This window comes from Frigoribacterium sp. Leaf263 (assembly GCF_001422285.1).
GTDB lineage: Bacteria > Actinomycetota > Actinomycetes > Actinomycetales > Microbacteriaceae > Frigoribacterium.
The window spans coordinates 12,554-32,908 of sequence record NZ_LMMO01000009.1; the positions used below are offsets into that span (position 1 = coordinate 12,554).

Annotated in this window: 18 protein-coding genes; 8 read left to right on the forward strand and 10 right to left on the reverse strand. The window is 72.5% G+C overall.

The window, feature by feature from the left end:
- The first annotated feature begins 23 nt into the window (after positions 1 to 23).
- On the forward strand, positions 24 to 1,925 hold the full coding sequence (locus ASF17_RS14880; RefSeq protein ID WP_055802016.1) for a flippase: 1,902 nt from the start codon (positions 24 to 26) through the stop codon (positions 1,923 to 1,925).
- Positions 1,922 to 3,283, forward strand: a complete 1,362-nt coding sequence (locus tag ASF17_RS14885) for a glycosyltransferase family 2 protein (protein WP_055802018.1) — start codon at positions 1,922 to 1,924, stop codon at positions 3,281 to 3,283. Before ASF17_RS14880 ends, ASF17_RS14885 begins: the two co-directional genes overlap by 4 nt.
- A gap of 48 nt (positions 3,284 to 3,331) precedes the next feature.
- On the opposite strand, the gene ASF17_RS14890 is transcribed toward ASF17_RS14885, so the two are convergent.
- Complete coding sequence (locus ASF17_RS14890; RefSeq protein WP_055802021.1) at positions 3,332 to 4,372, reverse strand: glycoside hydrolase family 16 protein; 1,041 nt, start codon at positions 4,370 to 4,372, stop codon at positions 3,332 to 3,334.
- A gap of 407 nt (positions 4,373 to 4,779) precedes the next feature.
- Here ASF17_RS14890 and ASF17_RS14895 point away from each other — a divergent pair, with 407 nt between their 5' ends.
- A complete protein-coding gene (locus tag ASF17_RS14895; RefSeq protein ID WP_055802025.1) occupies positions 4,780 to 7,083 on the forward strand; it encodes a hypothetical protein in 2,304 nt (767 codons plus the stop codon).
- A gap of 71 nt (positions 7,084 to 7,154) precedes the next feature.
- On the opposite strand, the gene ASF17_RS14900 is transcribed toward ASF17_RS14895, so the two are convergent.
- From ASF17_RS14900 to ASF17_RS14910, 3 genes are read right to left on the reverse strand one after another with little or no spacing between them, the layout of a single operon-like run.
- The gene (locus tag ASF17_RS14900; protein WP_055802028.1) at positions 7,155 to 7,508 is read right to left on the reverse strand and encodes a PRC-barrel domain-containing protein; all 354 of its coding nucleotides are present in this window, start codon (positions 7,506 to 7,508) and stop codon (positions 7,155 to 7,157) included.
- A 49-nt stretch (positions 7,509 to 7,557) separates the two neighbouring features.
- Positions 7,558 to 7,872, reverse strand: a complete 315-nt coding sequence (locus tag ASF17_RS14905; protein ID WP_055802031.1) for a winged helix-turn-helix domain-containing protein — start codon at positions 7,870 to 7,872, stop codon at positions 7,558 to 7,560.
- Positions 7,869 to 8,312, reverse strand: coding sequence for a hypothetical protein (locus ASF17_RS14910; protein WP_055802036.1), 444 nt, complete (start codon positions 8,310 to 8,312; stop codon positions 7,869 to 7,871). Before ASF17_RS14910 ends, ASF17_RS14905 begins: the two co-directional genes overlap by 4 nt.
- Before the next feature lie 89 nt (positions 8,313 to 8,401).
- Here ASF17_RS14910 and ASF17_RS14915 point away from each other — a divergent pair, with 89 nt between their 5' ends.
- The 3 genes from ASF17_RS14915 to ASF17_RS14925 all read left to right on the forward strand — a co-directional run bounded on the left by ASF17_RS14915 (position 8,402) and on the right by ASF17_RS14925 (position 12,335).
- A complete protein-coding gene (locus ASF17_RS14915; protein WP_162236440.1) occupies positions 8,402 to 9,145 on the forward strand; it encodes a gamma-glutamyl-gamma-aminobutyrate hydrolase family protein in 744 nt (247 codons plus the stop codon).
- Between the two features lie 277 nt (positions 9,146 to 9,422).
- Positions 9,423 to 10,778, forward strand: a complete 1,356-nt coding sequence (locus ASF17_RS14920; protein WP_162236441.1) for an MFS transporter — start codon at positions 9,423 to 9,425, stop codon at positions 10,776 to 10,778.
- Positions 10,779 to 10,952: 174 nt separating this feature from the next.
- Positions 10,953 to 12,335, forward strand: coding sequence for an NtaA/DmoA family FMN-dependent monooxygenase (locus ASF17_RS14925; protein ID WP_055802042.1), 1,383 nt, complete (start codon positions 10,953 to 10,955; stop codon positions 12,333 to 12,335).
- A gap of 121 nt (positions 12,336 to 12,456) precedes the next feature.
- Here the strand turns inward: ASF17_RS14925 and ASF17_RS14930 are convergent, their stop codons facing one another.
- The 6 genes from ASF17_RS14930 to ASF17_RS14955 are packed head-to-tail and all read right to left on the reverse strand — an operon-like array spanning position 12,457 to position 18,437.
- Entirely contained in the window at positions 12,457 to 13,923 is a 1,467-nt protein-coding gene (locus tag ASF17_RS14930; RefSeq protein ID WP_055802045.1) for an AMP-binding protein, read from the reverse strand.
- Positions 13,880 to 15,034, reverse strand: a complete 1,155-nt coding sequence (locus ASF17_RS14935; protein WP_055802048.1) for an MSMEG_0565 family glycosyltransferase — start codon at positions 15,032 to 15,034, stop codon at positions 13,880 to 13,882. Before ASF17_RS14935 ends, ASF17_RS14930 begins: the two co-directional genes overlap by 44 nt.
- Positions 15,035 to 15,059: 25 nt before the next feature.
- Positions 15,060 to 15,908, reverse strand: coding sequence for a carbon-nitrogen hydrolase family protein (locus ASF17_RS14940; protein ID WP_055802051.1), 849 nt, complete (start codon positions 15,906 to 15,908; stop codon positions 15,060 to 15,062).
- Positions 15,909 to 15,917: 9 nt separating this feature from the next.
- Positions 15,918 to 17,207 (reverse strand): MSMEG_0569 family flavin-dependent oxidoreductase, encoded by a 1,290-nt coding sequence (locus ASF17_RS14945; protein WP_055802054.1) that lies wholly within the window; start codon positions 17,205 to 17,207, stop codon positions 15,918 to 15,920.
- Entirely contained in the window at positions 17,204 to 17,539 is a 336-nt protein-coding gene (locus tag ASF17_RS14950; protein WP_235476681.1) for an MSMEG_0570 family nitrogen starvation response protein, read from the reverse strand. Before ASF17_RS14950 ends, ASF17_RS14945 begins: the two co-directional genes overlap by 4 nt.
- 1 nt (position 17,540) lies before the next feature.
- Positions 17,541 to 18,437: a carbon-nitrogen hydrolase family protein gene (locus tag ASF17_RS14955; protein WP_055802061.1), complete on the reverse strand. Its 897-nt coding sequence runs from the start codon at positions 18,435 to 18,437 to the stop codon at positions 17,541 to 17,543.
- A 258-nt stretch (positions 18,438 to 18,695) separates the two neighbouring features.
- Between ASF17_RS14955 and ASF17_RS14960 the strand changes: the two genes are divergently transcribed.
- Positions 18,696 to 19,226, forward strand: a complete 531-nt coding sequence (locus ASF17_RS14960; protein ID WP_055802064.1) for an MSMEG_0572/Sll0783 family nitrogen starvation response protein — start codon at positions 18,696 to 18,698, stop codon at positions 19,224 to 19,226.
- Positions 19,227 to 19,238: 12 nt separating this feature from the next.
- Entirely contained in the window at positions 19,239 to 20,354 is a 1,116-nt protein-coding gene (locus tag ASF17_RS14965; protein WP_082475450.1) for an MSMEG_0568 family radical SAM protein, read from the forward strand.
- Position 20,355 lies beyond the last annotated feature (1 nt).

Sequence of the window (20,355 nt, forward strand, 5' to 3'; positions counted from 1 at the left end):
CCGAACCTGACAGGACATCACCCATGCGGTCTGCCCCGCCCGAGAGCCCCGACGACCCGTCCGCCGAGATCCCGCGGCGCTCGACCCCGCGCCACGCGGCCGACCGGCCCGTCGACGCCGCGACCGTCGCGGCCGCGCCCGTCGCAGCCGCACCCGCGGCGGATCCGCCGCCGCACGCCGAGCTGACCTGGAACCCCGAGGCGACCGGCGCGTTCGCCATGCCCTCCCTCGCGCCCCAGACCCTCGGCGCCTCCGTCCATCTGCCCCATCCCGAGGACGAGGCGGAGGCCGAGGAGGCGCGGGTCGTCGCCCGGGTCCGCACCGGCTCGATCGACCTCCCGCGTCGCGACGCCGATCGCGGGCCCCAGGCCGCCGGGGCGGACGCGGCCGTCGACGCCCCCGTCGCCGCGGCGGGCGTCCCCTCGGACGACGCCGGGACCGGAGGCGCGGAGGCGGCTCCCGACCAGTCGCGTCTGTTCGGCCGCGGTCTGCTCTACGTCGTCATCTGGTCGCTGCAGCTCGTCGTCGGCACCGTGGTCTCGCCCGTCCTCGCGCATCTGCTCGGCGTGACCGACTTCGGGGCCTTCTCGACGGCGCAGGCGATCTACCAGGTGCTCAGCGTGCTCGCGCTGCTCGGTCTCGACCAGGCCCTGGTGCTGCAGCACGCCGAGGACGGGAACGGCCGGAACGCCCGAGGTCTCGTGATGGTCGGCCTCGTGATCTCGTTCGCCGTCACGGCGGTCGCCGTCCTGACCGTCCCGCTCTGGGCCGAGGCGCTCGGCTTCGGCACCGAAGGCGATCTCGTGCTGGTCGTCATGCTCTGGGCGGCGCCGTCGGCGGCGGTCCAGGTCATGCTGGCGCTGCTGCTCGCGGAAGACCGGTTCCGGGCCTTCGCGACGACGAGCATCGTCTCGGCCGTCGGCGGGCAGGCCATCGGCCTCACGCTGCTGCTGACCCTCGGCGGCGGCGCTCTGACGTACGCCTGGGGCAGTGTGATCAGCCAGACGCTCGCCATGCTGATCGGCTTCGTCTTCACACGGCCGCTGGTCAGCGGCCTCGTGAACGGCCGGGTGAGCCGCCGCGCCATCTCGTTCGGAGTGCCGCTCGCCCTCGCGAGCCTCGCCTACTTCGTCCTCAACGCCGGCGACCGGATCGTCATCCAGCGTCTGATGGGCCCCGACGCCGTGGGGCAGTACCAGGTGGCCTACGTGGTGGGCTCGTCGGTGATCCTGCTGCTGTCGTTCACGAACAGCGCCTGGGCGCCGCACTTCGCGAAGATGCGCGACGAGGCGGCGCGGTTCGCGCTCGCCATGACCGCACGCGACGAGATCTACCGCCTGCTGAACCCCATCGTCATCGGGCTCACGCTGGCCTCGCCGATCGCGATGCCGATCCTCGTGCCCGAGGGGTTCGAGCCCGCCACCCTGACCATCGTCGTCTACGTCGTCGCCCTCACGGCGTACCCGGCGACGGCGGGCGGGGCCAGCGGTCGTCTGCTGACGATCGAACGGCGAGCGAAGACGCTCGGCGTCATCACCGGCATCGCGGCCGTCGCCAACATCGGGCTGAACCTCGTCCTCGTGCCGCCGTTCGGCATCCTCGGCGCGGCCATCGCCACGGTCATCGCCTACTCGGTGCTGGCCTCGCTGCAGCTCATCGTGCTGCCCAGGCGGGTGCCCTGGCACGGGTCGTCGGGCGCTCTGCTGCTGACGATCGTCGCGAGCGTCGTCTTCGCCGGCGCGACCACGGCGCTGCCGCAGACCCTCGAATGGAACATCGCGCGTCTCGTGGTCGCTGTCGCCTGCCTGCCCTGGTTCCTCCGCCGTCTGTCGGCGGCCCGCCGCCCGCCCGAGTCGCTGCCCGTCGACGCCGCGACCACCCCGGACGCCCCCGAGACGTCCCGTCACGACCAGGAGACCTCTTGACCCCCCAGCGCCCTCCGGCCGCCGAGCCGGCACCCCGTCGGGTCGTCGTGGTCGACCTCGGCGAGCCGCTGCCCGACCTCGTGGCCGACGCCCGCTACGACTCGGCCATGGTGTTCGGCACCTGGCACGGTCTGCCCATCGGCGTGGCCGACGTCGTGCTCTCCGCCGACCCGGGGGAGACCCGCGAGGCGCTCGCCCCGCTGACTGACCTGCGCGACGAGGCCGCCCGCTACGAGGCCGCCCGGCCCCCGCGCCTGCCCGACGAGCGCCTGCCGTCCGTCACGGTCGTCGTGTCGACGATCGTCGGACGCCGGGAGGACCTCGAGCTGCTGCTCGACGGGCTCGCCGCCGTCGACTACCCCGACGTCGAGTTCCTCATCGTCGACAACCGCCCCGTCGTCCCGGCCGACGACGTCCTGCCCGGTCTCGTCGCCGGCCGCGCCCGGGTTCGGTCGATCCACGAGCCCCGCAAGGGGATCTCGGCGGGTCGCAACGCGGGGGTCGCGGCCGCGCGCGGCGACATCGTGGTCTTCACCGACGACGATGTGCGCGTCGAGCCGAACTGGCTCCGCGAGCTCGCCCAGCGCTTCGTCGACGACCCGCGCGTCGACGTCGTGACCGGTCTGATCCTGCCCGCGGAGCTCGACACCCCGGCGCAGATCTGGTTCGAGCGCTACTACGGCGGATTCAGCGGCGAGCGCACCTGGCGTCCTCTCGTGCTCGACGCCGAACGGTGCTCGTCGCGGCTCGTCCGGGGCTCGCGCATCACCGTGTCCGAGGGCGGTGAGATCGTCCGGCGCTTCGCCGTCTACGGCGTCGGCGCGTACGGCGCGGGGGCGAACATGTCGTTCCGGCGGAGCGCGCTCGAGCGGATCGGAGGATTCGACCTGGCCCTCGGCACGGGCACGCCGGCGCGCGGCGGCGAGGACCTCGCGGCCTTCGTCGGCGTGCTCTGGACGGGCGGCCGCATCGCCTACGAGCCGGCCGCCGTCGTCCATCACCGTCACCGGGTGGGCACCGACGAGCTCCTGAAGCAGTTGCGGGGCAACGGTCTCGGCTTCACGGCCATGCTCACGTCGCTCGTGCTCGGCGACCCGCGGCACATCGCGGGACTCGCCTGGCAGCTGCCCCTCGCCGTCCGGTCGATGGCGGTGCAGAGCCTGTCGCGGATCTCCGGAGGCGCGGCGCGCGAGGTCGAGGCGCGTCCCGCCGGCCTCGAGGACGCCTACCCCCGGGCGCTCGTGCTGAACGAGCTGCGGCACTACCCGACCGGGCCGATCGCGTACCTGCGGAGCCGGCGGCTCGCGCGGCGGCTGGACGGCGGCGACGGACGCGGTGGAGGGGCCTCGCGGCGCTGACCCGCGCCTCCTCGGCTCCCGCCCGCCCGGCGGGGTCGCGCCTCGGACCTAGCCGTCGTAGCGGTAGATCGCGGCCCAGTCGATCTGAACGGCGCCCGCCGCGCCCTCGGGGGGCCGCTTCTTCGACGTCTCGATCTGCATGACCCAGTGCATGGTCGCCGTCGGGATGTCGCTGCGCGTCGTCCCGATCGTCACGCCGTCGATCGAGAACACGATCTCGTCGGGCTTCCACTCGATCGTGTACGTGTGCCACTCGCTGAAGGGAACGGCCGTGCGGCGCGCGAACGAGTTCTCGGCGGGGTCGCCCGGCGTGTGGTTGTAGGCCCGGACGTTCTTGTCGAGATGCCCCTCGGGGAAGTCGATCTCGCCGTCGTCCCAGTCGTTGTCGTCGCTCCAGAGCAGGAACGCGGCGCTGTAGCCGGGCACCGGGTCCGAACGGAGGCGCACGCTGTAGCGCCCGTACGTCGTCCCGCCCCACTTTCCGTCGACCAGAGGCACGACGGCGGACGAGGTGATGTCGTCGCCGAGGGCGGAGACCCCGAGCGAGAGCATGCCGTCGGCGACCGAGATCGCCGAGGCCCGGTACGTGCCGATGTCGGCGGTGTCGGTGAAGCCGTCGTAGGGCAGCCACGAGCTCGCGTACGGGCCGGGGAACGACCCCCGGTCGACGGGGGTGTCGAAGTCGTCGACGAAGGTCTGGGTCCAGCCGGGCAGATCGCCGACGGGGGCCGCCTCGCCGCTCGGCGAGGCCTGATCGGCCGCCGAGGGGGCGGACGACTCGCCGGAGGCCGGATCGACGGCGGGATCGACGGGATCGGCCGGCGCGGGGGTGGCGGTCGGGGCCGGCGGGTCGGTGGTCGTGTCGACGGGGGGCTGCGGGGCGACCGTGGTCGGGGCCGCGGTCGGCACGGGCGGCCGCCGCGCGGGATCGGGGCCGACGCTGAACGGGGTCATCGCGCCGGAGTCCTCGTCGAGCACCAGCAGGGGCACGCCGACGAGAGCGATGGCCGAGACGGCCACGACGGCGGTGACGGCCAGGCGCGTCCGGCGTCGTCGAGAGCGCTCATGAGGCCTCTCGTGGGTCGGCACGTCGTCGTTTCCTTCGGATACGGCCGTCGAGGAGGCGGGCTCGGGTTCGCCCGCCGCGACTCGGCGGTCGACTGATCATCACCCGCCGCGTGCCGCTGGTCAAGCGCCGTGTCCGTCTCGCGACGTTACACCCCCCGAGCGAGGGGCACCCCCCGGGAAACCCGTTCGTAGTCCACTGTTCACCTGTCCGAGACCGGATGGGGCGTATCGCTCGAGGGTCTCCGGAGGTTACCCTGTCATGAGCCGCCCTGCCCGATACCCACGAGTACGGCGACGACCCGAACCACGCCGACCCGAACTCGGCGCTCTGTACCCCGCCGATGGGACGACCCCCACCCAGGGTCGTGCACACCCGTCGGTCGAGCGCGCCGTCCGTGCGGAGAGGCGGCTACCCCTGGAGATCACTCGTGACCCGAGCTGACTCTGCCCTCGCGAGTGCGCGCCCCGACGGCGCCGACCCCGACCTCGCGAGACGCAGTCACCCGACCCTCGTCCCGACCCGCGACGCCTATGCGGTGATGACGCCCGCGTGGCGGCTCGCCGCGGCCGGCCTCGTCTGGGTCACCCTCGTCGTGATGGGCCTCGGCTTCGCGACCGGGGCGACCGCGCTCCGCGAGATCGCCGTCCCGGTGTTCCTGCTGCTCGAGCTCGGCATCGCGCCCGCCCTGCTCGCCGCGCCGATGCGCGCATCGCGGTTCGTGCTGGTGGCCGTGGTGACGAGTCTCTCGTCGACCGTGCTGATCGGCACCGCCATGGCGCGGACGGGCCTCTGGCAGCCCACCGGGACCATGACCACGGTCGTCATGGTCACGATCGTGCTGCTGGCCACGGCGACGGTCCGCGAGATCATGGCCGTCGGACTCGACCGCGCGGCGCGTGCCGACGACGGGGCGTCCGGCCTCTCGGCGGACTCCGAGGAGGCGCGGGCCGGCTCCCGAGGTCGCCTGCCCTGGGTGCCCCTCGCCACCGCGGCGGCCCTCGTGCTCGTCATCGGGTCGTCGCTGCTCGTCCGCAGCGACCCGACGCCCGGCGGCCTCTTCACCCTCGAGGGCCCGGGCTGGTTCGTGGGCCTGGCCCTGCTCGTGGCCGCGGCGGTCTTCGCCCTCGTCACGCACCGCAGCCCGGCGCTGCCGCTGCTCGTGCTGAGCGGGGTGGTCGTGCTCTCGCAGGCCATCGTCTACGGCACCCCGACCATGGTCAGCGCGGCCCGCCACGTCGGCGTCATCGACTCGATCCGCGTCAACGGCGGCGTGACCCTCGGCACGGACATCTTCCAGTCGTGGGCGGGCCTGTTCTCGGGCATCGCCTGGGTCGCCGACGTGGCGGGGATCCGCGACGTCATGATGATCGCCACCTGGTGGCCGGTCATGATCACCCCCGTGATCGCCCTCGCGGCCACCGTGCTGGCGCGTCGGTTCCTCGCGCACGACGGCCGGGCCTGGTTCGCCGGCGGGCTGTTCGCCCTGACGCTCACCCTCAACACCATCTACTTCTCGCCGCAGTCGCTCGGCATCGTGCTCTCGCTCTGCATCGGCGCGCTGGCTCTCAGCGCCGGTCGTCCCGCCGCCGAGACGGCCTTCGCGTCGAGCAGCCGGCCGGCCGACCCCGGCGAGCTGGTCGCCGAGGGCGACCCCGCCCACTCGACCCGGCCCCGCGCCTCCGGCGTGGTCGGCTGGTGGTCACTCGCGGCGATCCTCGTGCTCGGGTCGACCCTGGCGGTCACGCACCAGATCTCGCCCTACCTGACCACGGCCGCGCTCGGCGTGTTCGTCGTCTTCCGGCTCGTGCGTCCGTGGTGGACCCCGGCGCTGGTGCTCGTGCCGGCGGTGCTCTGGGCCCTCGCCAACCGGTCGGTGCTCGGCACGTTCCTCATCCCCTCCGCGGCGGGCAACGTGCTCGACAACGCGGCGCCGCCGGAGCACGACGGGGCGACCCTCGGCAAGCCGCTGGTCAACCAGCTGGCGTTCGGTCTGCCGGCGGTGGTCCTGGTGCTGGTCGGCCTCGCCGCCCTGACGGCCTTCGTGCTCCACCGGAAGTCCCGTCAGCAATGGGCTCTCGTGCTCGCGGCGGCCAGCCCGGTCAGCCTGATCATCGTGACGAACTACGGCGCCGAGGGGATCTTCCGGGTGACGCTGTTCGCCGCCCCGTGGCTGTGCATCCTCGCCGCCATGCTGCCGTGGCCCCGTCGCCTCTCGCGGAGGCTGGGGGTCTCAGCCCTCGCGGCGGCCCTCGTGCTGGTCGTCGGCGTCAACGTCTACGGCAACACGGCCCTCGACTGGAACCGCGTGGCCAGCGTCGACACGACCCGCGCGACGCTCGCCTTCGAGAACGAGGCCGCGCCCTACGCGGCCCTGCTCGTGCCGGGCAACGGCAACGCGACCCCGGGCGCCCGTACGGCCAAGTACGACCGGCTGCAGTACGTGCCCCGCGAGTCGCTGAACGGGTACGCCGAGACGGGCCCCGGCTACGACGCGGTGCAGGACGAGCGCGACCTCACCGAGCAGTTCGCCGTCGGCTGGGAGGCGTCGGAGTACTACGTCATCGTCTCGGACGTGCTCGGCGCCTACGACGAGCGCTACGGGTTCCAGACCTACGCGGACTACCAGGAGCTCGGTCGGGCGTTCGCCGACGACGACCGGTGGGAGGTCGTCTACACGAGCCCGACCGCGAAGCTCTACCGGCTGACCGACCCCGAGGCCGTCCGCGGCTGAGCGGGCTCGGAACGACCGACGGGGTCGGCGTCGTCCTGAGACGACGCCGACCCCGTCGGTCGTTCCCGGTGTCAGCGGCGCCCGAGGCGCCGTTCGCCGGTCGAGCCGACCGAGTAGGCCAGGCCGTAGTGCTCGAAGAGGGCGGGCTCGCGCGACGCCTCGAGCTCGCCGTCGGTGTCGATGGACGGGGCGTCCTTCACGATCTTCTTGTCGAACTGCACCTTGAGGTGCTTCGGTGCGACGACCGCGCCCTGCAGGGGCACGAAGAGGAGCTTCTTGCCGACGATGCCGGCCTGCACCGTGGCGAACGTCGCCAGCTGGGTCGACGTGTCGAAGTAGATGCTCTCGAGCGTCCCGACCTTGTCGCCGTTCGGGTCGACGACGGGCAGGCCGATCCAGTCACGCAGGTTCTCGGCTTCGAACATGGAGTCCCTCTCTGTCGACGCGGTCAGGGCCGGAGCGACCCCTCCGACGCTAGTCGCCCGGGGTCGCTCCCGACGCGATCTCGCGCAGCACGGACAGATGCTCGTGCCAGGCCGCCCGGCCCTCGGTGCTCAGCGCCAGCGACGTCCGGGGCCGTTTGCCGACGAAGCCCTTCTTCACGGTGACGTAGCCCGCGTCCTCGAGGATCGCGATCTGCTTGCTCAGCGTCGAGTCGCTCACCTGGACGGCGTCGCGCAGATCGCGGAAGTCGAGCTGCTCGGCGGCGGCGAGGGCGGCGGTCATCGAGAACCGCACGGGCTGATGCAGGGTGTCCGACAGTCGCAGACGGGGGTGCTCGCCGCTCATCGCCGGGCCTCGCGGGCCTCGATCAGGGCGCACCCGACCGAGACGACCAGGAGGGCGCCGGCCAGCAGGCAGGTCGCGACGACCCTCTCGCCCTGCGAGCCCGCGACGACCACCATCGAGACGACGTAGACGCCGAACAGGCCGACGATGTAGCCGACCCAGCGCTTGCCGAAGCCCACCTTGTGCGATCGCAGGAAGGCCAGCTGGAAGGCGATGATCACCCCGATCCAGACGAGCAGACCCGCCATCGCCACGAGGTAGTTCCGGCCCTCGGTGAGCCCGAGCGCGAGGGTGCCGAGCGAGAGCGTCGACCCGAAGGCGAGCAGCACGGCGACGGCGGGCCAGCTGGCGGCGGCGGTGGCCTGCCGGCCGGTGCTGTCGGCGTCGGACAGCAGTCGGCGGGCCTCGTCGGGGGTGGGGAGCGACGTGCGGTCGGTCATGATCTCTTCCTCTCGGTCGTGTGACTACAGACTAGAAAGTACTTTCTCGATTGGCAAGTACTTTCTCGGGATCACGTCGAGGTGCCATGATGACCGACATGACCCGCGCCTCCCGCCCCCTCCTCCTGGTCGTCGACGTGAGCGACGAGGGTCGCGACGACCCCGCGTTCCACGCCGAGCTCCGTGCGCTGACGGCGAGCGTGCTGCGGGCGGCCGACGAGGCGGGCTTCGACGCGACGCGCGTCGCGGCCGAGGCGGCGGGCGTCGAGGGGCTGCTCGCCGAGCTCGAGCGAGCCGACGCCGTGCTGCTGACCGGCGGAGACGACGTCGACCCCGTCTTCTACGACGGGCAGGCCGAGTACCCCGGTCGCGCCCAGACGTTCCCCGCGGCCGATCGGGCGCAGATGGCCCTCGTGGTCCGAGCCGTGGAGGCGCGGGTCCCGACGGTCGGCATCTGCCGCGGAATGCAGCTGGTCAACGTCGCCCTCGGCGGCGACCTCGTGCAGCATCTGCCGGGCGACGCCCACGTGCGGGCGGGGGCGCCCGACGACAGCATGGTCGATCACGACGTGCGGCTCGACCCCGCCAGCGATCTCGCGGCCCGGCTCGGGGGCGACGCGTTCGACGTGCGGAGCTCGCATCACCAGGCCGTCGGGCGGCTCGGCGGCGGGCTGACCGCGGTGGCGTGGGCCGACGACGGCACCGTCGAGGCGCTCGAGCACACCGCGGCGCCGCTCTGGTGCGTGCAGTGGCACCCCGAGGACGCCGGGGCGCGCGGCGACGTGCTCTCCGATCTGCTCGCGGCGGCCCGGGACGAGGTCGCTCCCGCGTGACCGGGGGCGGGCGCGCCTCCGTCGCCCTGCATGACCGTGGCGGGCGCGCCTCCGTCGCCGCCTCCAGTTCCGGGGCTTGCGGCCGGGGGAGGGGGATATGTCACACTGGATGAAGCGCCCTCGTCGTGGAGTGGCAATCCCCCTTCCCACCCGTCAGCAACGATCGCGGCGAGTGCGCATCGCCCCCGCGACCCGTGCCCCGGCACGCCTCGTGGCGGCGTCCTCCCGACGAGTCGTCTCGTCGTGCGCGCTCTCCGCCCGAACCGGAGGCACGCCCGTGACCGACACCCTCACCCGTCCGTCGTCGACGACCAGCCGGACGACCCACCAGCAGCCGCACACCCTGACCCCGTCCGCCGTCGTGGGCATCGCCGTGCTCGGGCTGTCCACCTTCTTCGCGATCACCACCGAGCTGATGCCCGTCGGCCTGCTCTCGACCATGAGCGCCGATCTCGGCGTCGCCGAGTCGCGCATGGGCGTCGTCGTCACCGTCTACGCGCTCGCCGTCGCGGTGCTCGCGCTGCCGTTGACCCGGGCCACGGCGCGCGTGCCGCGCAAGGCCGTGCTCGTGGCGACCCTCGTCGGCTACACGGTCTCGAACCTCATGGTGGCGCTGGCCCCGAGCTTCGAGTTCCTCTGCGCCGGGCGCGTGGTCGGGGGCGTCGCGCACGCCCTGTTCTTCTCGGTCGCGTCGGCCTACGCGACGCGCATCGTGCCTCCCCGTCTCGCCGGGCGGGCCATCGCCTTCGTCTACTCGGGCAGCTCCCTCGGCTTCGTGATCGGCGTGCCCGTCGCCACGACGGTGGGCGACCAGGTCGGCTGGCGCCTCGCCGTGACGGGAGTGGCGATCGCCTCGGCGCTCCTCGCCGTCGTGGCCCTGGTGTTCCTGCCCGCCGTCCGGGGCGAGGCCCACCCGCACATGGGCTCGGTCGCGTCGTGGGCCCGCAGCGGACTCCTCGCCGTCGTCGTCGCGGATCTGCTGCTGTTCGCCGGGCACTACGTCGTCTACACCTACATCGGCCCGTACCTCGTGGGCGCGGGGCTCGGTGCCGGCTCGACCGGGACGGCCCTGCTCGTGCTCGGCGCCACCGGCGTGATCGGCCTCCTCGTCGCGGGGGCGTTCGTCGACCGCGCCCCGCGGCAGACCCTCCTCGTCGCCGTCGCGGTGATGACGCTGGCGCTCGGCGCCCTGCCGTTCGTGCACGGCTCGCTCGTGGGCACCTTCGTCGTCGCCGGCGTCTGGGTGGCGGCCAACGGCACGACCGGCACCCTGTTCATGGCCGCGGCGATCCGCACCGGCGGCGTCAGCCCCGACATCGCCGGAGCCCTGATCAACGCCGGCTCGAACGTCGGCATCGCCGCCGGTGCCGCGCTCGGCGCCCGGGCGTTCGAGATGACCGGTCTGGCGGCGCTGCCGTTCACCGCGTCGATCGTCGTCGCCGGGAGCTTCGTCGTCGTGCTGCTGGCCCGGCGGGGGTTCCCGACCGACGGCCACTCGCAGGTGTCGCTATCGACCTCGAACCTCCGCACGATCACCTCGTCCGTGGCGGTCGTCACGGGCTCGATCCGGACGATCCCGTCGCGCACCGGATCCGTCCCCACCCTCGGAGGTCACTCGCGCCCCGACGCCTGACCCGCGCCTCCGGCCCGTCCGCGCCTTCCGCCCCTCCGGCCTCCGGGTCGCGGTCCGCGCGGGCCGCGGGAGATCCGCACACGGGGATGGCCGAGGAGGCGCGGCGCGGCCGTCGACGCGTCACCGGGGGTCATCGCGCAGCGGCGTCACGATCGGATCGGGCAGGATCGACGCATGACCGAGTCCTCCACGCCGAAGCAGCTCATCCTCAACCTCTTCGAGATGAACTGCGTCGGGCACATCACGCATGGTCTCTGGCGCCTGCCCCACAACCACCGCAGCGAGTACAAGGACCTGGCGTACTGGCTCGAGCTCGCGCGCCTGGCCGAGAGCGGCGGCTTCGACGCGATCTTCATCGCCGACGTGCTCGGGGCCTACGACGTCTACGGCGACAGCCCCGCGCCCGCCCTGCTCGAGGGGATCCAGGCTCCGAACAACGATCCGATGCTCGTCGTCCCGGCGATGGCGGCGGTGACCGAGCACCTCGGCTTCGGCATCACGTTCTCGACCAGCTACGAGCCCCCCTTCGCGTTCGCGCGGCGCATGTCGACGCTCGACCACCTGACGAAGGGTCGGGTGGGGTGGAACGTCGTCACGTCGTATCTGCCGAACGCCGCCCGCAACTTCGGCCTCGACGCCGAGATCCCGAAGGCCGAGCGCTACGCCCGCGCGGCGGAGTACCTCGACGTGCTCTACAAGCTGTGGGAGGGCTCGTGGGAGGACGACGCGGTGGTCGCCGACCCCGGCGCCGACGGTCTCGAGCCCGGTTCGGGCGTCTACACCGACCCCGCCAAGGTGCACGCCATCGATCACGAGGGTGCGCACTTCCGGGTGGCCGGGCCGCATCTCAGCGAGCCGTCGCCCCAGCGGACCCCGGTGCTGTTCCTCGCCACGGCGTCGCCGAACGGCGTCGAGCAGGCGGCCCGCAACGCCGAGGTCGTCTTCACGGGCGGCCCTGCGGTCAAGGCGGTGGGTGCGGCCACGCGGGAGGCGGCCGTCGAGGCGGGCCGGTCCGCCGACGACGTGCGGTTCATCGTGCAGGCGGGTGTCATCACGGGGCGCACCGACGCCGAGGTCGCCGAGAAGCTGGCCCTGTACCGGTCGTCCGCCAGCGCGCAGGGGCGGCTCGTGCACCGCAGCGTCCCGTTCGACGCGCTGTCCCACCCGAGCGATCGCACGGTGCGCGAGGCCCTCGAGATCGAGGGTCGTCTCGACCACCCGGGCGCCTCCTCCCTGCCCCTCGACATCACCGTCGGCCAGCTGGTCGATTCCGTCGACGAGGCCTGGGGCGGCACCTTCTTCGTGGCCGGCACGCCGACCGTCGTGGTCGACGAGATCGAGCGCTGGCTCGACGAGGAGGGCATCGACGGCATCAACCTCCGCCAGTACCACTCGTTCGACACGCTGCGCGACTTCGTCGAGCTGATCGTGCCCGAGCTCCGCCGCCGGGGGCGCGTCCGCGAGGCGTACGTGCCGGGGGAGACCCTGCGCGAGCGGCTCACGGGAGGCGGCCCGCGCCTCCCCGAGACGCACCCGGCGGCCGCCTACCGGCGCTGAGGGGGCCCGAGCAGGCTGGTGCGAGCACGCCGCTGATCGACCCGCTTCCGAAGAGCAGGCGCCTGGTCGGTTGCTCGGTCGGTTCCGTCCGACCGTCGTCGGGCGTGCACCGCGAGCATGTTCACGCCGTGTCGGCCCCTCGAGGTGGAGTCCGCGCAGCCCAGGTCCGTCGGTTCGTCTTGCCCGCGTCGTTCCGGACGGGTTCGTCGACGATGCGCACCGTCGCCGGGCATCTGGCCGGGTCGAGCCGCTGCTGCACCCAGGCCAGGATCTCCGCCGTGGTCACGGTCGCGCCGGCGACGTCGACCACGGCCTCGATGCGTTGGCCCAGGTCGTCGTCGGCGACACCGAACGCCACTGCGCTCCGGACGGCTGGATGCGTCTCCAGCATCCTCTCGACCTCGCTCGGGTGCACGTTCACGCCGGCCCGCAGGATCACATCGTCGACCCTGTCGACGATGTGCAGGTACCCGTCGTCATCCAGGCGTCCGAGATCTCCGATGGTGTCCCAACCGTCATCGGTGCGCATCGAGGGGGTGCCGAGGTACCGGTAGGTGGGGCCGCCTTCGCGCCGCAGCCAGACCTGTCCTGTCTCGCCGGTCGGCAGATCGACGCCGGCCGGTGATCGCACCGCGACCGTCGTGCCGCCGGCGGGCCGTCCGACACTGCCGGGGTGCTGGAGCCACTCGTCACCGCGGATCGCCAGCACGCCGTTCGACTCGCTGCCCGCGTAGACCTCGACGACCCGCTCGGCGCCGACCCAGGCCATGAACCGGCGCTTGAGATCCGGTGGGCACGGGGCCCCCAGGTGCAGCACGGTCTGCAGCGACGACAGGTCGGCTGCCGCCCGTTCGGCCTGGGGCAGCCGCAGCAGGCGGTGCATCATGGTCGGGACGAGCATCATCCACGTGACCCGGTGCTCGGCGATCGCCCGCAGCGTGTCCCGCTCGTCGAAGCGGGGCAGCAGCACGAGTTCGTGGCCGGTCAGGAGGCCGCGGAACGCGTACGTGAACGGCGCTGAGTGGGTCAACGGCCCGGAGACGAGCTGCACTTGGTCGCGGGGCAGGAAGGGCGCGACGGCGACGTCGGGATCGATCAGGGCGGGGCCGGCCGCCATCACGACCTTGGGTCGCCCCGTCGAGCCGGACGACGTCGGCGCCTTCCAGCTCGCGGCCCACATGTCGGGCAGGGGCCCGTCGTGGGCGGACACGGCGGGGGGAGCCCACCCGGCGGGCAGCCACGGGACGTCGGGCGACGACGACGGCGACCCGACGACGAGCGCGGGGCGGACGAGCTCCTCGAGTTCGGCCCGTTCGGCGATGCCGAGCCCGAGCGACACGGGTTGGGGCGTGGCCCCGCATCTCCAGATGGCGACGCACGCGACGACCGTCTCGACCGTGTTCGGCAGGGCGACCGTCACGAGCGAGTCCTGGCCGACGCCGAGGTCGAGGTAGGCCCGCGCCAGGGCGTCGGAGGCGCGGTCCAGCTCCGAGGTCGTCAGCGTCGCCGTGTCGTCGCGGACGACCACGCGGTGCGGGTCGGCCTCAGCGAGACCGCTGACGACGCGGGAGATCGACTGCCTGACCACGATCGCCCTCCTTCCCGACGGCGGCGTAGAAGTCCTCGTGCAGTCGGGCGACGTCGTCCCAGTCGTGCGTCGCCGCGAGGTCGCGGCCGGGACGGGCTGCGGGACCGGTGCCGTCCAGGGCGGCGATCAGCGCCTCCTCGATCGACCGGTCGTCGGTCGCGTACGCGACGGTCTCGCCGAAGACCTCGCGCAGCACCGGGAGGTCGCGCGCGACGACGGGCACGGACGCGGCCAGCGCCTCCATGGCGGCCAGCCCGAAGCCCTCCTTCGTCGAGACGAAGGCGAGCGCCCCGGCGGCAGCCACGAGCGCCGGCAGATCGTCGTCGTCGACGACGCCGAGGATCACCGGGTCGAGCCCGAGCGCGACGACCCGCTCGTCGAATGCGGCGCGGTACGACCGGTAGTCGAACAGGGTCTCGCCGCCGCCGAACACGAGGCGGACGTGCGGTCGCCGGGCGTGCAGCCGGGCGAAGGCCTCGACGAGGTCGATGCTGCCCTTGCGGGGCTCGATGCCGCCGAGCGCGAGCACGTAGTCGCCGAGTCGCTCGCGCCAGCGTGCCCTGCCGGCGTCGCTCGCGGGACCGGAGGCCGCGGCCGCCGCGAATCGCGCGGAGTCGACGCCGTTCGGGATCACGGTCGGCGTGACCCCCCAGCCGCGCTCGACGTCGGCTGCCACGGCGGCCGAGACGCAGAGTCGGGCGATGGGGTGACGGATCGCCTCGTCGTGGCAGCGCACGAGCTGCGGCGTCGTGAACTCGTCGAGGTGATGGATCGTCCGGAGGCACGGGCCGACGGCGTTCGCGGAGATGCAGTCCTGCGCGTGCACGACGTCGTACGCGGCCCGGGCGCGCTCGGTCGCGAACCCGGTGCCCATCGTCTCGATCGACCGTCGGATCCGGTCGCCGACCGACTCGTCGTCCCGCGCGGCGAACGGCACGACCCGCACCTCCACCGCCGGGTCGACGCGGCGGAAGAACGCGTCGTCACCGCCCCGGCCGAGCGTCCACACGGTCACGTCGTGGCCCCGACGCGCCAGGGCCTCCGACAGGGCGAGTGTGTGCACGACGCCGCCGCGGGGCTTCGTCGAGTACGTGATCTGGGCGATGCGCACGGGGCTCCTCGGGGTCGGGAGGTGGTCAGCGGAGGTCAGCGGCGTACGCGTCGGGGGCCCGCTCCTGGAGGTGGTCGATGGTGCGGCGTGCCCGGGCGACGCTCGCGACGACGTCGGCCGTGGCGACGGCGAGCCCGCCCTTGGCCCAGGTCTTCGCGACGACCTCGCCGGCGGGGTCGACGACCTTCGCCTGCCCGAGGAACCGCAGCCCGCCGAGCACCCCCGTCTGGTTCGACGACACGAGGTACAGCTGGTTCTCCGCCGCGCGGGCGCAGTCGTAGAGGTCGAACAGGTGAGCCTGGCGGTCGTTGCGCATGCGGTCCGAACGGTCGGTGACGCTGGCCGGCCAAGCGCTCAGGCAGGCGAGCAGCTCGGCGCCGTCGAGGGCCAGGGTGCGGGACGACTCCGGGAACGTCTTGTCGAAGTCGATCATCATGCCGAGCCGGCCGACGGGAGTGTCGAACGGCGTGAACGAGCTCCCCGCCCGGTACGCCTCCGACTCGCCGAGGGGGAGATGCACCTTGCGGTGGGTGCCGAGCAGGCGCCCGCCCTGCACGCAGACCGCGCTGTTGTAGCGGACGTCCTCGCCGCCGTCGAGCTCGCGCTCGGCGACGCCGAAGCAGATCGTCATGTCGCCCGCCATGTCGGCGACGGCCTGCACCTCCGGCCCGTCCATCTCGACGGCCGGCGGCAGGGCCTCAGGCCCCGGGTGGACCATGTCGAGCAGGTAGCCGCCGAGCGTGGCGTCGGGCAGCACGAGCAGGTCGACCCCGCGTTGGCGGGCCTGCTCGATCATGCCGGGCAGCTTGGAGAGCGTGCGCTCGACGTCCCGCCCGAAGTGCGCGGCGACGGCCCCCATCGTGATCTCGGCCATGGCCACAGGCTAGCCCGGCACCACGGCCTCCTCCGGCAGAGGCGACCGGCCCGCCCGGGCCGCGATGCTGTCCGCCACGTGCGCGGCGTCGCGGGCGACGGCCTCGAACCGGCCCGAGCCCCATGTGTGCAGCCACGGCAGCCCGAGGAAGTGCAGGCCCGGCGTCGTGGTCGTGCCGCGCTGGTGGGTGGGGTGGCCGGCCCCGTCGAACACGCCGATCTGCACCCACGAGTAGTCGGAGCGGAAGCCCGCCGACCAGACGATGCTCGTGATCCCGGCATCGCGCAGGTCGAGGCCCGTGACCTCGGTCTCGGGCCGCCAGACGGGGGTGTACCGCGCCTCCGTCGGGGCATCGAGGCCCTCCCGCTCGATGTAGCGGTCGATGTCAATCTTGATCGACTCCATCACGGAGTCCGCGTGGTCGAGCGACGCCTCGGCGGTCGGGCTGAACGTCAGTGCCGTGCCGTCGGCGGCGGTGAGGCGGCCGTGGAGCTGCATGCCCTCGAGCGCGAAGGCGCGCAGGTCGATGTCGCGGCCGCCGTCGCGTCCGGTCATGTAGTGGTTCGTCGACTCGCGCTTCGTGAGGCCGCCGACCTGCGCCTGGACGGGGATGTCGTAGACGCCCATGTCGCTCAGCCAGGCGATGCAGTCGCGACCGCGGTAGAACCGGGCGCACCGGGGTGCCGATCCGAGCGCGAGGTGCACGCGTCGGCCGGCGAGGTGCAGGTCCTCCGCGATCTGAGCGCCCGACTGGCCCGAGCCGACGACGAGCACGCCGCCCTCGGGCATCGCCCCGGGCGACCGGTAGTCAGCGGAGTGCACCTGCACGATGTCGGATGAGACCCCCGCCGCGACCGCGGGCAGCACGGGCCGGTGGTAGCCCCCCGTCGCGACGACGACCTGGTCGGCGCGGATCGTGCCCTGGTCGGTGACGACCTCGAAGCCACCCGTCGCAGCATCACGCAGGCGCGTGACGAGCACGTTCTCGACGACGGGCGCATCGAACGAATCGGCGTAGCGGCGGATCCAGGCGTGGACTTCGTCGCGGCCCATGAAGCCGTCGGGGTCGTCGCCGTCGTAGGCGAAACCCGGCAGCGCGCACTGCCAGTTCGGCGTGACGAGGGTGAAGGCGTCCCAGCGGCGGTCGATCCAGTCGTGCGCGATCGTGTCGCGCTCGAGCACGACGTGGTCGATGCGCTGCCGGGTCAGATGCCAGCTGATGGAGAGGCCCGCCTGGCCGCCGCCGACGACGGCGACCTCGACGTGCGTGCCGTCGACGACCCGGCGCGGTGCGGTCACGGAGCCACCTCCGACGAGGAGGCGAGCGAAGGAGGCGCGGGTGCGGCTGCGGGGGCGGGCGACGGCGGCTGCATCTCGAGCACCTGCACCGCGCCTCCGTCGTGCGTGGCGGCGAGGGCCGTGATCTCGCTCTCCTGCTGCATCGCGGAGGTGCACGCGAAGCCGTACTTCGCGGCGACTCGCTCGCTCGCCACCCGGAGCGCGGTGGTCGACCGTTCGACGAACTCGGCGAGGGGGTACTCGGCCCCCGCGACGAGGTAGTCGTGCATCACCAGGCTCGGGGAGTAGCACGCCGTCTCGGTGCCGTCGGGCCAGCGGACCTGGAACGTCATCTCAGGCACGGGCGAGCACCCCCGCAGCAGCGGTCGCGGCGGTGGCCTCGCCCGTGCGGTAGGCGTCGGGTCGACGGTCGCGCAGGTGGAACATGCCGCCGCGCATCGCCCGGAACGTTCCCTCGACGTCGATCTCGGCGATGGCGAGGCCGGCGTCGAGCAGCGTCGTGGCGAGCACGTTGCCGCCCGGGTCGACGACCTTCGCGTTTCCGACGTAGCGGAGCGAGCCGAAGGTGCCGGCCTGGTTCGAGGCGATCCAGAAGACCTGGTTGTCGAGGGCTCGGGCCAGGTCGAGGAGGTTGAAGCGGTAGGTCCAGCGGTCGTCCTGCAGGTTCTCGGCGGTGGCGGTCCGGGCGACCGGCCAGGCCGACATGCTGACGATGATCTCGGCGCCGTCCATCGCCAACGAGCGGGCCGCCTCAGGGAACGCCTTGTCGTAGCAGATCTGCATGCCCAGGCGTCCGACGGGTGTGTCGAACGCCTCGTAGACGTCGCCGGCCGAGTACGACATGGCCTCGCCGAGGGGCTGGTGCACCTTGCGGTACGAGCCGTAGATCTGCGAGCCGTCGAGGCAGACGGCGGCGTTGTACCGGGTCTCGCCGTCGTCGGCCGACTCGCAGAAGCCGATGCAGACGACCATGTCGCCGACGATCCGCTGCACTCGACCGATCTCGGGGCCGTCCAGCGTGATCGCGGGCGGAAGGGACCGGGTGGTGGTCTTGAGGGTGTCGCCGTGGTTGCCGAGCGACGACAGGTAGCCCCCGATCGCAGCCTCGGGGAAGACCAGCAGCTGGACGCCCGCCTCGCGCGCCTCGTGGACGAGGCTCTCGATGAGCTCGTAGTTCTGGTCCAGGTCTCGGGTGAAGTTCGCCGAGACGGCAGCGACGGTCGTTGCCATGGTGTCTCCTTGCGGTGCGTCGGTGGGGCCGTTCGCGCAGGGTCCTGCACGCCTCCAGTGAACGTCACATCGTGTTTCTGATTGGTTTCGGCGGGAATAAGACCTCGTTTCGACGGTCGGGGCCGCAATAGATGAGTGCGATCGGCGGTCCCGAAACAAAAGAACGTCCCCTGGTAATCAGCCGGTAACACTCGGGCCGAAGACTCGAGCGCAGATCGACCGGCAGTTCCTCATCCGACCCCGCAAGGAGCCCGCACCATGAGCGACATCGACTACGACCAGCAGATCCTCGACAACATCGAGACCTCGCGAAACGAGATCGCGCACCCGTCGCTGCCCAAGGGCAGCAACATCTACGGATCGACGAAGATCTTCCCCGACTACACCGCCACCAAGGACGAGTACTACTTCCAGCTCGTGCACGGGATCGCGCACGAGTCGTCGGTGAGCTTCGTCGCCGTGCTGCAGGCGACCAGGGCCCTCCGCAAGGGCTTCACGAGCGTGCTGTACTTCTACGGCCCCGGCTCGATCAACGCCATCGCCAACCGGGGGTTCCCGACGACCGGCGCCGACGGGTTCCCGGGCGAGAACAACATCAACAACGCCCTCGAGACCTTCATCGCCGAGGGCGGCACCGTGTTCGCGTGCCGCTTCGGCCTCGCCCTGCACGGTGCGCGCGAGGAGGACCTCATCGCCGGCGTCATCCCCGCCCACCCGCTCGACGTGCAGGACGCCGTCATCCACTACGCCCGCAAGGGCGCCATCATCAACAGCACCTACATGGTCTGAGCCGGTGATCGCATGACGATCACCAACGAGTCGCAGGCCCCTGCTCGCCGTGCCGGTGGCATCTCGAACGGAGGCGCGCTCTCCGCCCGGGTCGACGTCGCCATCCGCGGCATCCGCGTCGCCGCGCCCGTCCACCGAGAAGGAGGCGCCGGTCCCAGCGACGACGGACACGTGATGTTCCAGGGCCTCCAGACCGCGATCCCGCAGAACCAGGACAGCCCGTACCTCGTCGACGACGGCAAGCTGTACCTCGACGGCGAGGACACCGGCATCGAGGTCACACCGGTCGGACGGCCCCGGTTCTACGATCTGTCGACCGCCGACGGCGTCTCGTACGAGAAGATCGCGCGCCTCCACGGGGCGAAGGTGCTCGCCACCACCGTCGTGCAGACCTGCGTCCGCTACGACGTCGCCGAGCGATGCCGCTTCTGCTCGATCGAGGAGTCGCTGAACGCCGGCGCGACCGTGGCCGTCAAGACGCCGTCGATGATCGCGGAGGTGGCCGAGGCCGCCTGGCGACTGGACGGCGTCGAGCAGATGGTGATGACCACCGGCACCTCGAAGGGGCGGGACCGCGGAGCCACGCACCTGGCGCGGTGCGTGCGCGCGATCAAGGCCGTCGTGCCCGGGCTCGAGATCCAGGTGCAGTGCGAGCCCCCGGGGGACCTCGCGACGATCACCGACCTCTACGACGCCGGAGCGCGCTCGATCGGCATCCACGTCGAGTCGATGGACGACGATGTGCGGCGCCGCTGGATGCCGGGCAAGTCGCGCGTCTCGATGGACGAGTACCGGGCCGCCTGGCGCGAGGCCGTCCGCGTCTTCGGCCGCAACCAGGTCTCCACGTACCTGCTGGTCGGGCTGGGCGAGGACCCCGACGAGTTGGTCGCCGGGGCGCAGGAGCTCATCGACATGGGCGTCTACCCGTTCGTCGTGCCGTTCCGTCCGCTGCGGGGGACCCTCGCCGTGGACGTCGACCACGTCCCGGCGCCGCACGGCTCGGTCCTGCACGACATCACGTTCAGGGTGTCGGAGGCGCTGATCGCCGCGGGCATGAAGGGCACCGACCAGAAGGCCGGCTGCGCCGCGTGCGGCGCGTGCTCCGCGCTGCAGACGGCGGGGGGCTGAC

Coding starts and splice junctions, on each gene's coding strand:
- ASF17_RS14905 (WP_055802031.1), bottom strand. CDS start 7,872: ATGAGCGGCGAGCACCCCCGTCTGCGACTGTCGGACACCCTGCATCAG.
- ASF17_RS14910 (WP_055802036.1), bottom strand. CDS start 8,312: ATGACCGACCGCACGTCGCTCCCCACCCCCGACGAGGCCCGCCGACTG.
- ASF17_RS14925 (WP_055802042.1), top strand. CDS start 10,953: ATGACCGAGTCCTCCACGCCGAAGCAGCTCATCCTCAACCTCTTCGAG.
- ASF17_RS14915 (WP_162236440.1), top strand. CDS start 8,402: ATGACCGACATGACCCGCGCCTCCCGCCCCCTCCTCCTGGTCGTCGAC.
- ASF17_RS14940 (WP_055802051.1), bottom strand. CDS start 15,908: ATGGCCGAGATCACGATGGGGGCCGTCGCCGCGCACTTCGGGCGGGAC.
- ASF17_RS14960 (WP_055802064.1), top strand. CDS start 18,696: ATGAGCGACATCGACTACGACCAGCAGATCCTCGACAACATCGAGACC.
- ASF17_RS14965 (WP_082475450.1), top strand. CDS start 19,239: ATGACGATCACCAACGAGTCGCAGGCCCCTGCTCGCCGTGCCGGTGGC.
- ASF17_RS14955 (WP_055802061.1), bottom strand. CDS start 18,437: ATGGCAACGACCGTCGCTGCCGTCTCGGCGAACTTCACCCGAGACCTG.
- ASF17_RS14950 (WP_235476681.1), bottom strand. CDS start 17,539: ATGACGTTCCAGGTCCGCTGGCCCGACGGCACCGAGACGGCGTGCTAC.
- ASF17_RS14900 (WP_055802028.1), bottom strand. CDS start 7,508: ATGTTCGAAGCCGAGAACCTGCGTGACTGGATCGGCCTGCCCGTCGTC.
- ASF17_RS14880 (WP_055802016.1), top strand. CDS start 24: ATGCGGTCTGCCCCGCCCGAGAGCCCCGACGACCCGTCCGCCGAGATC.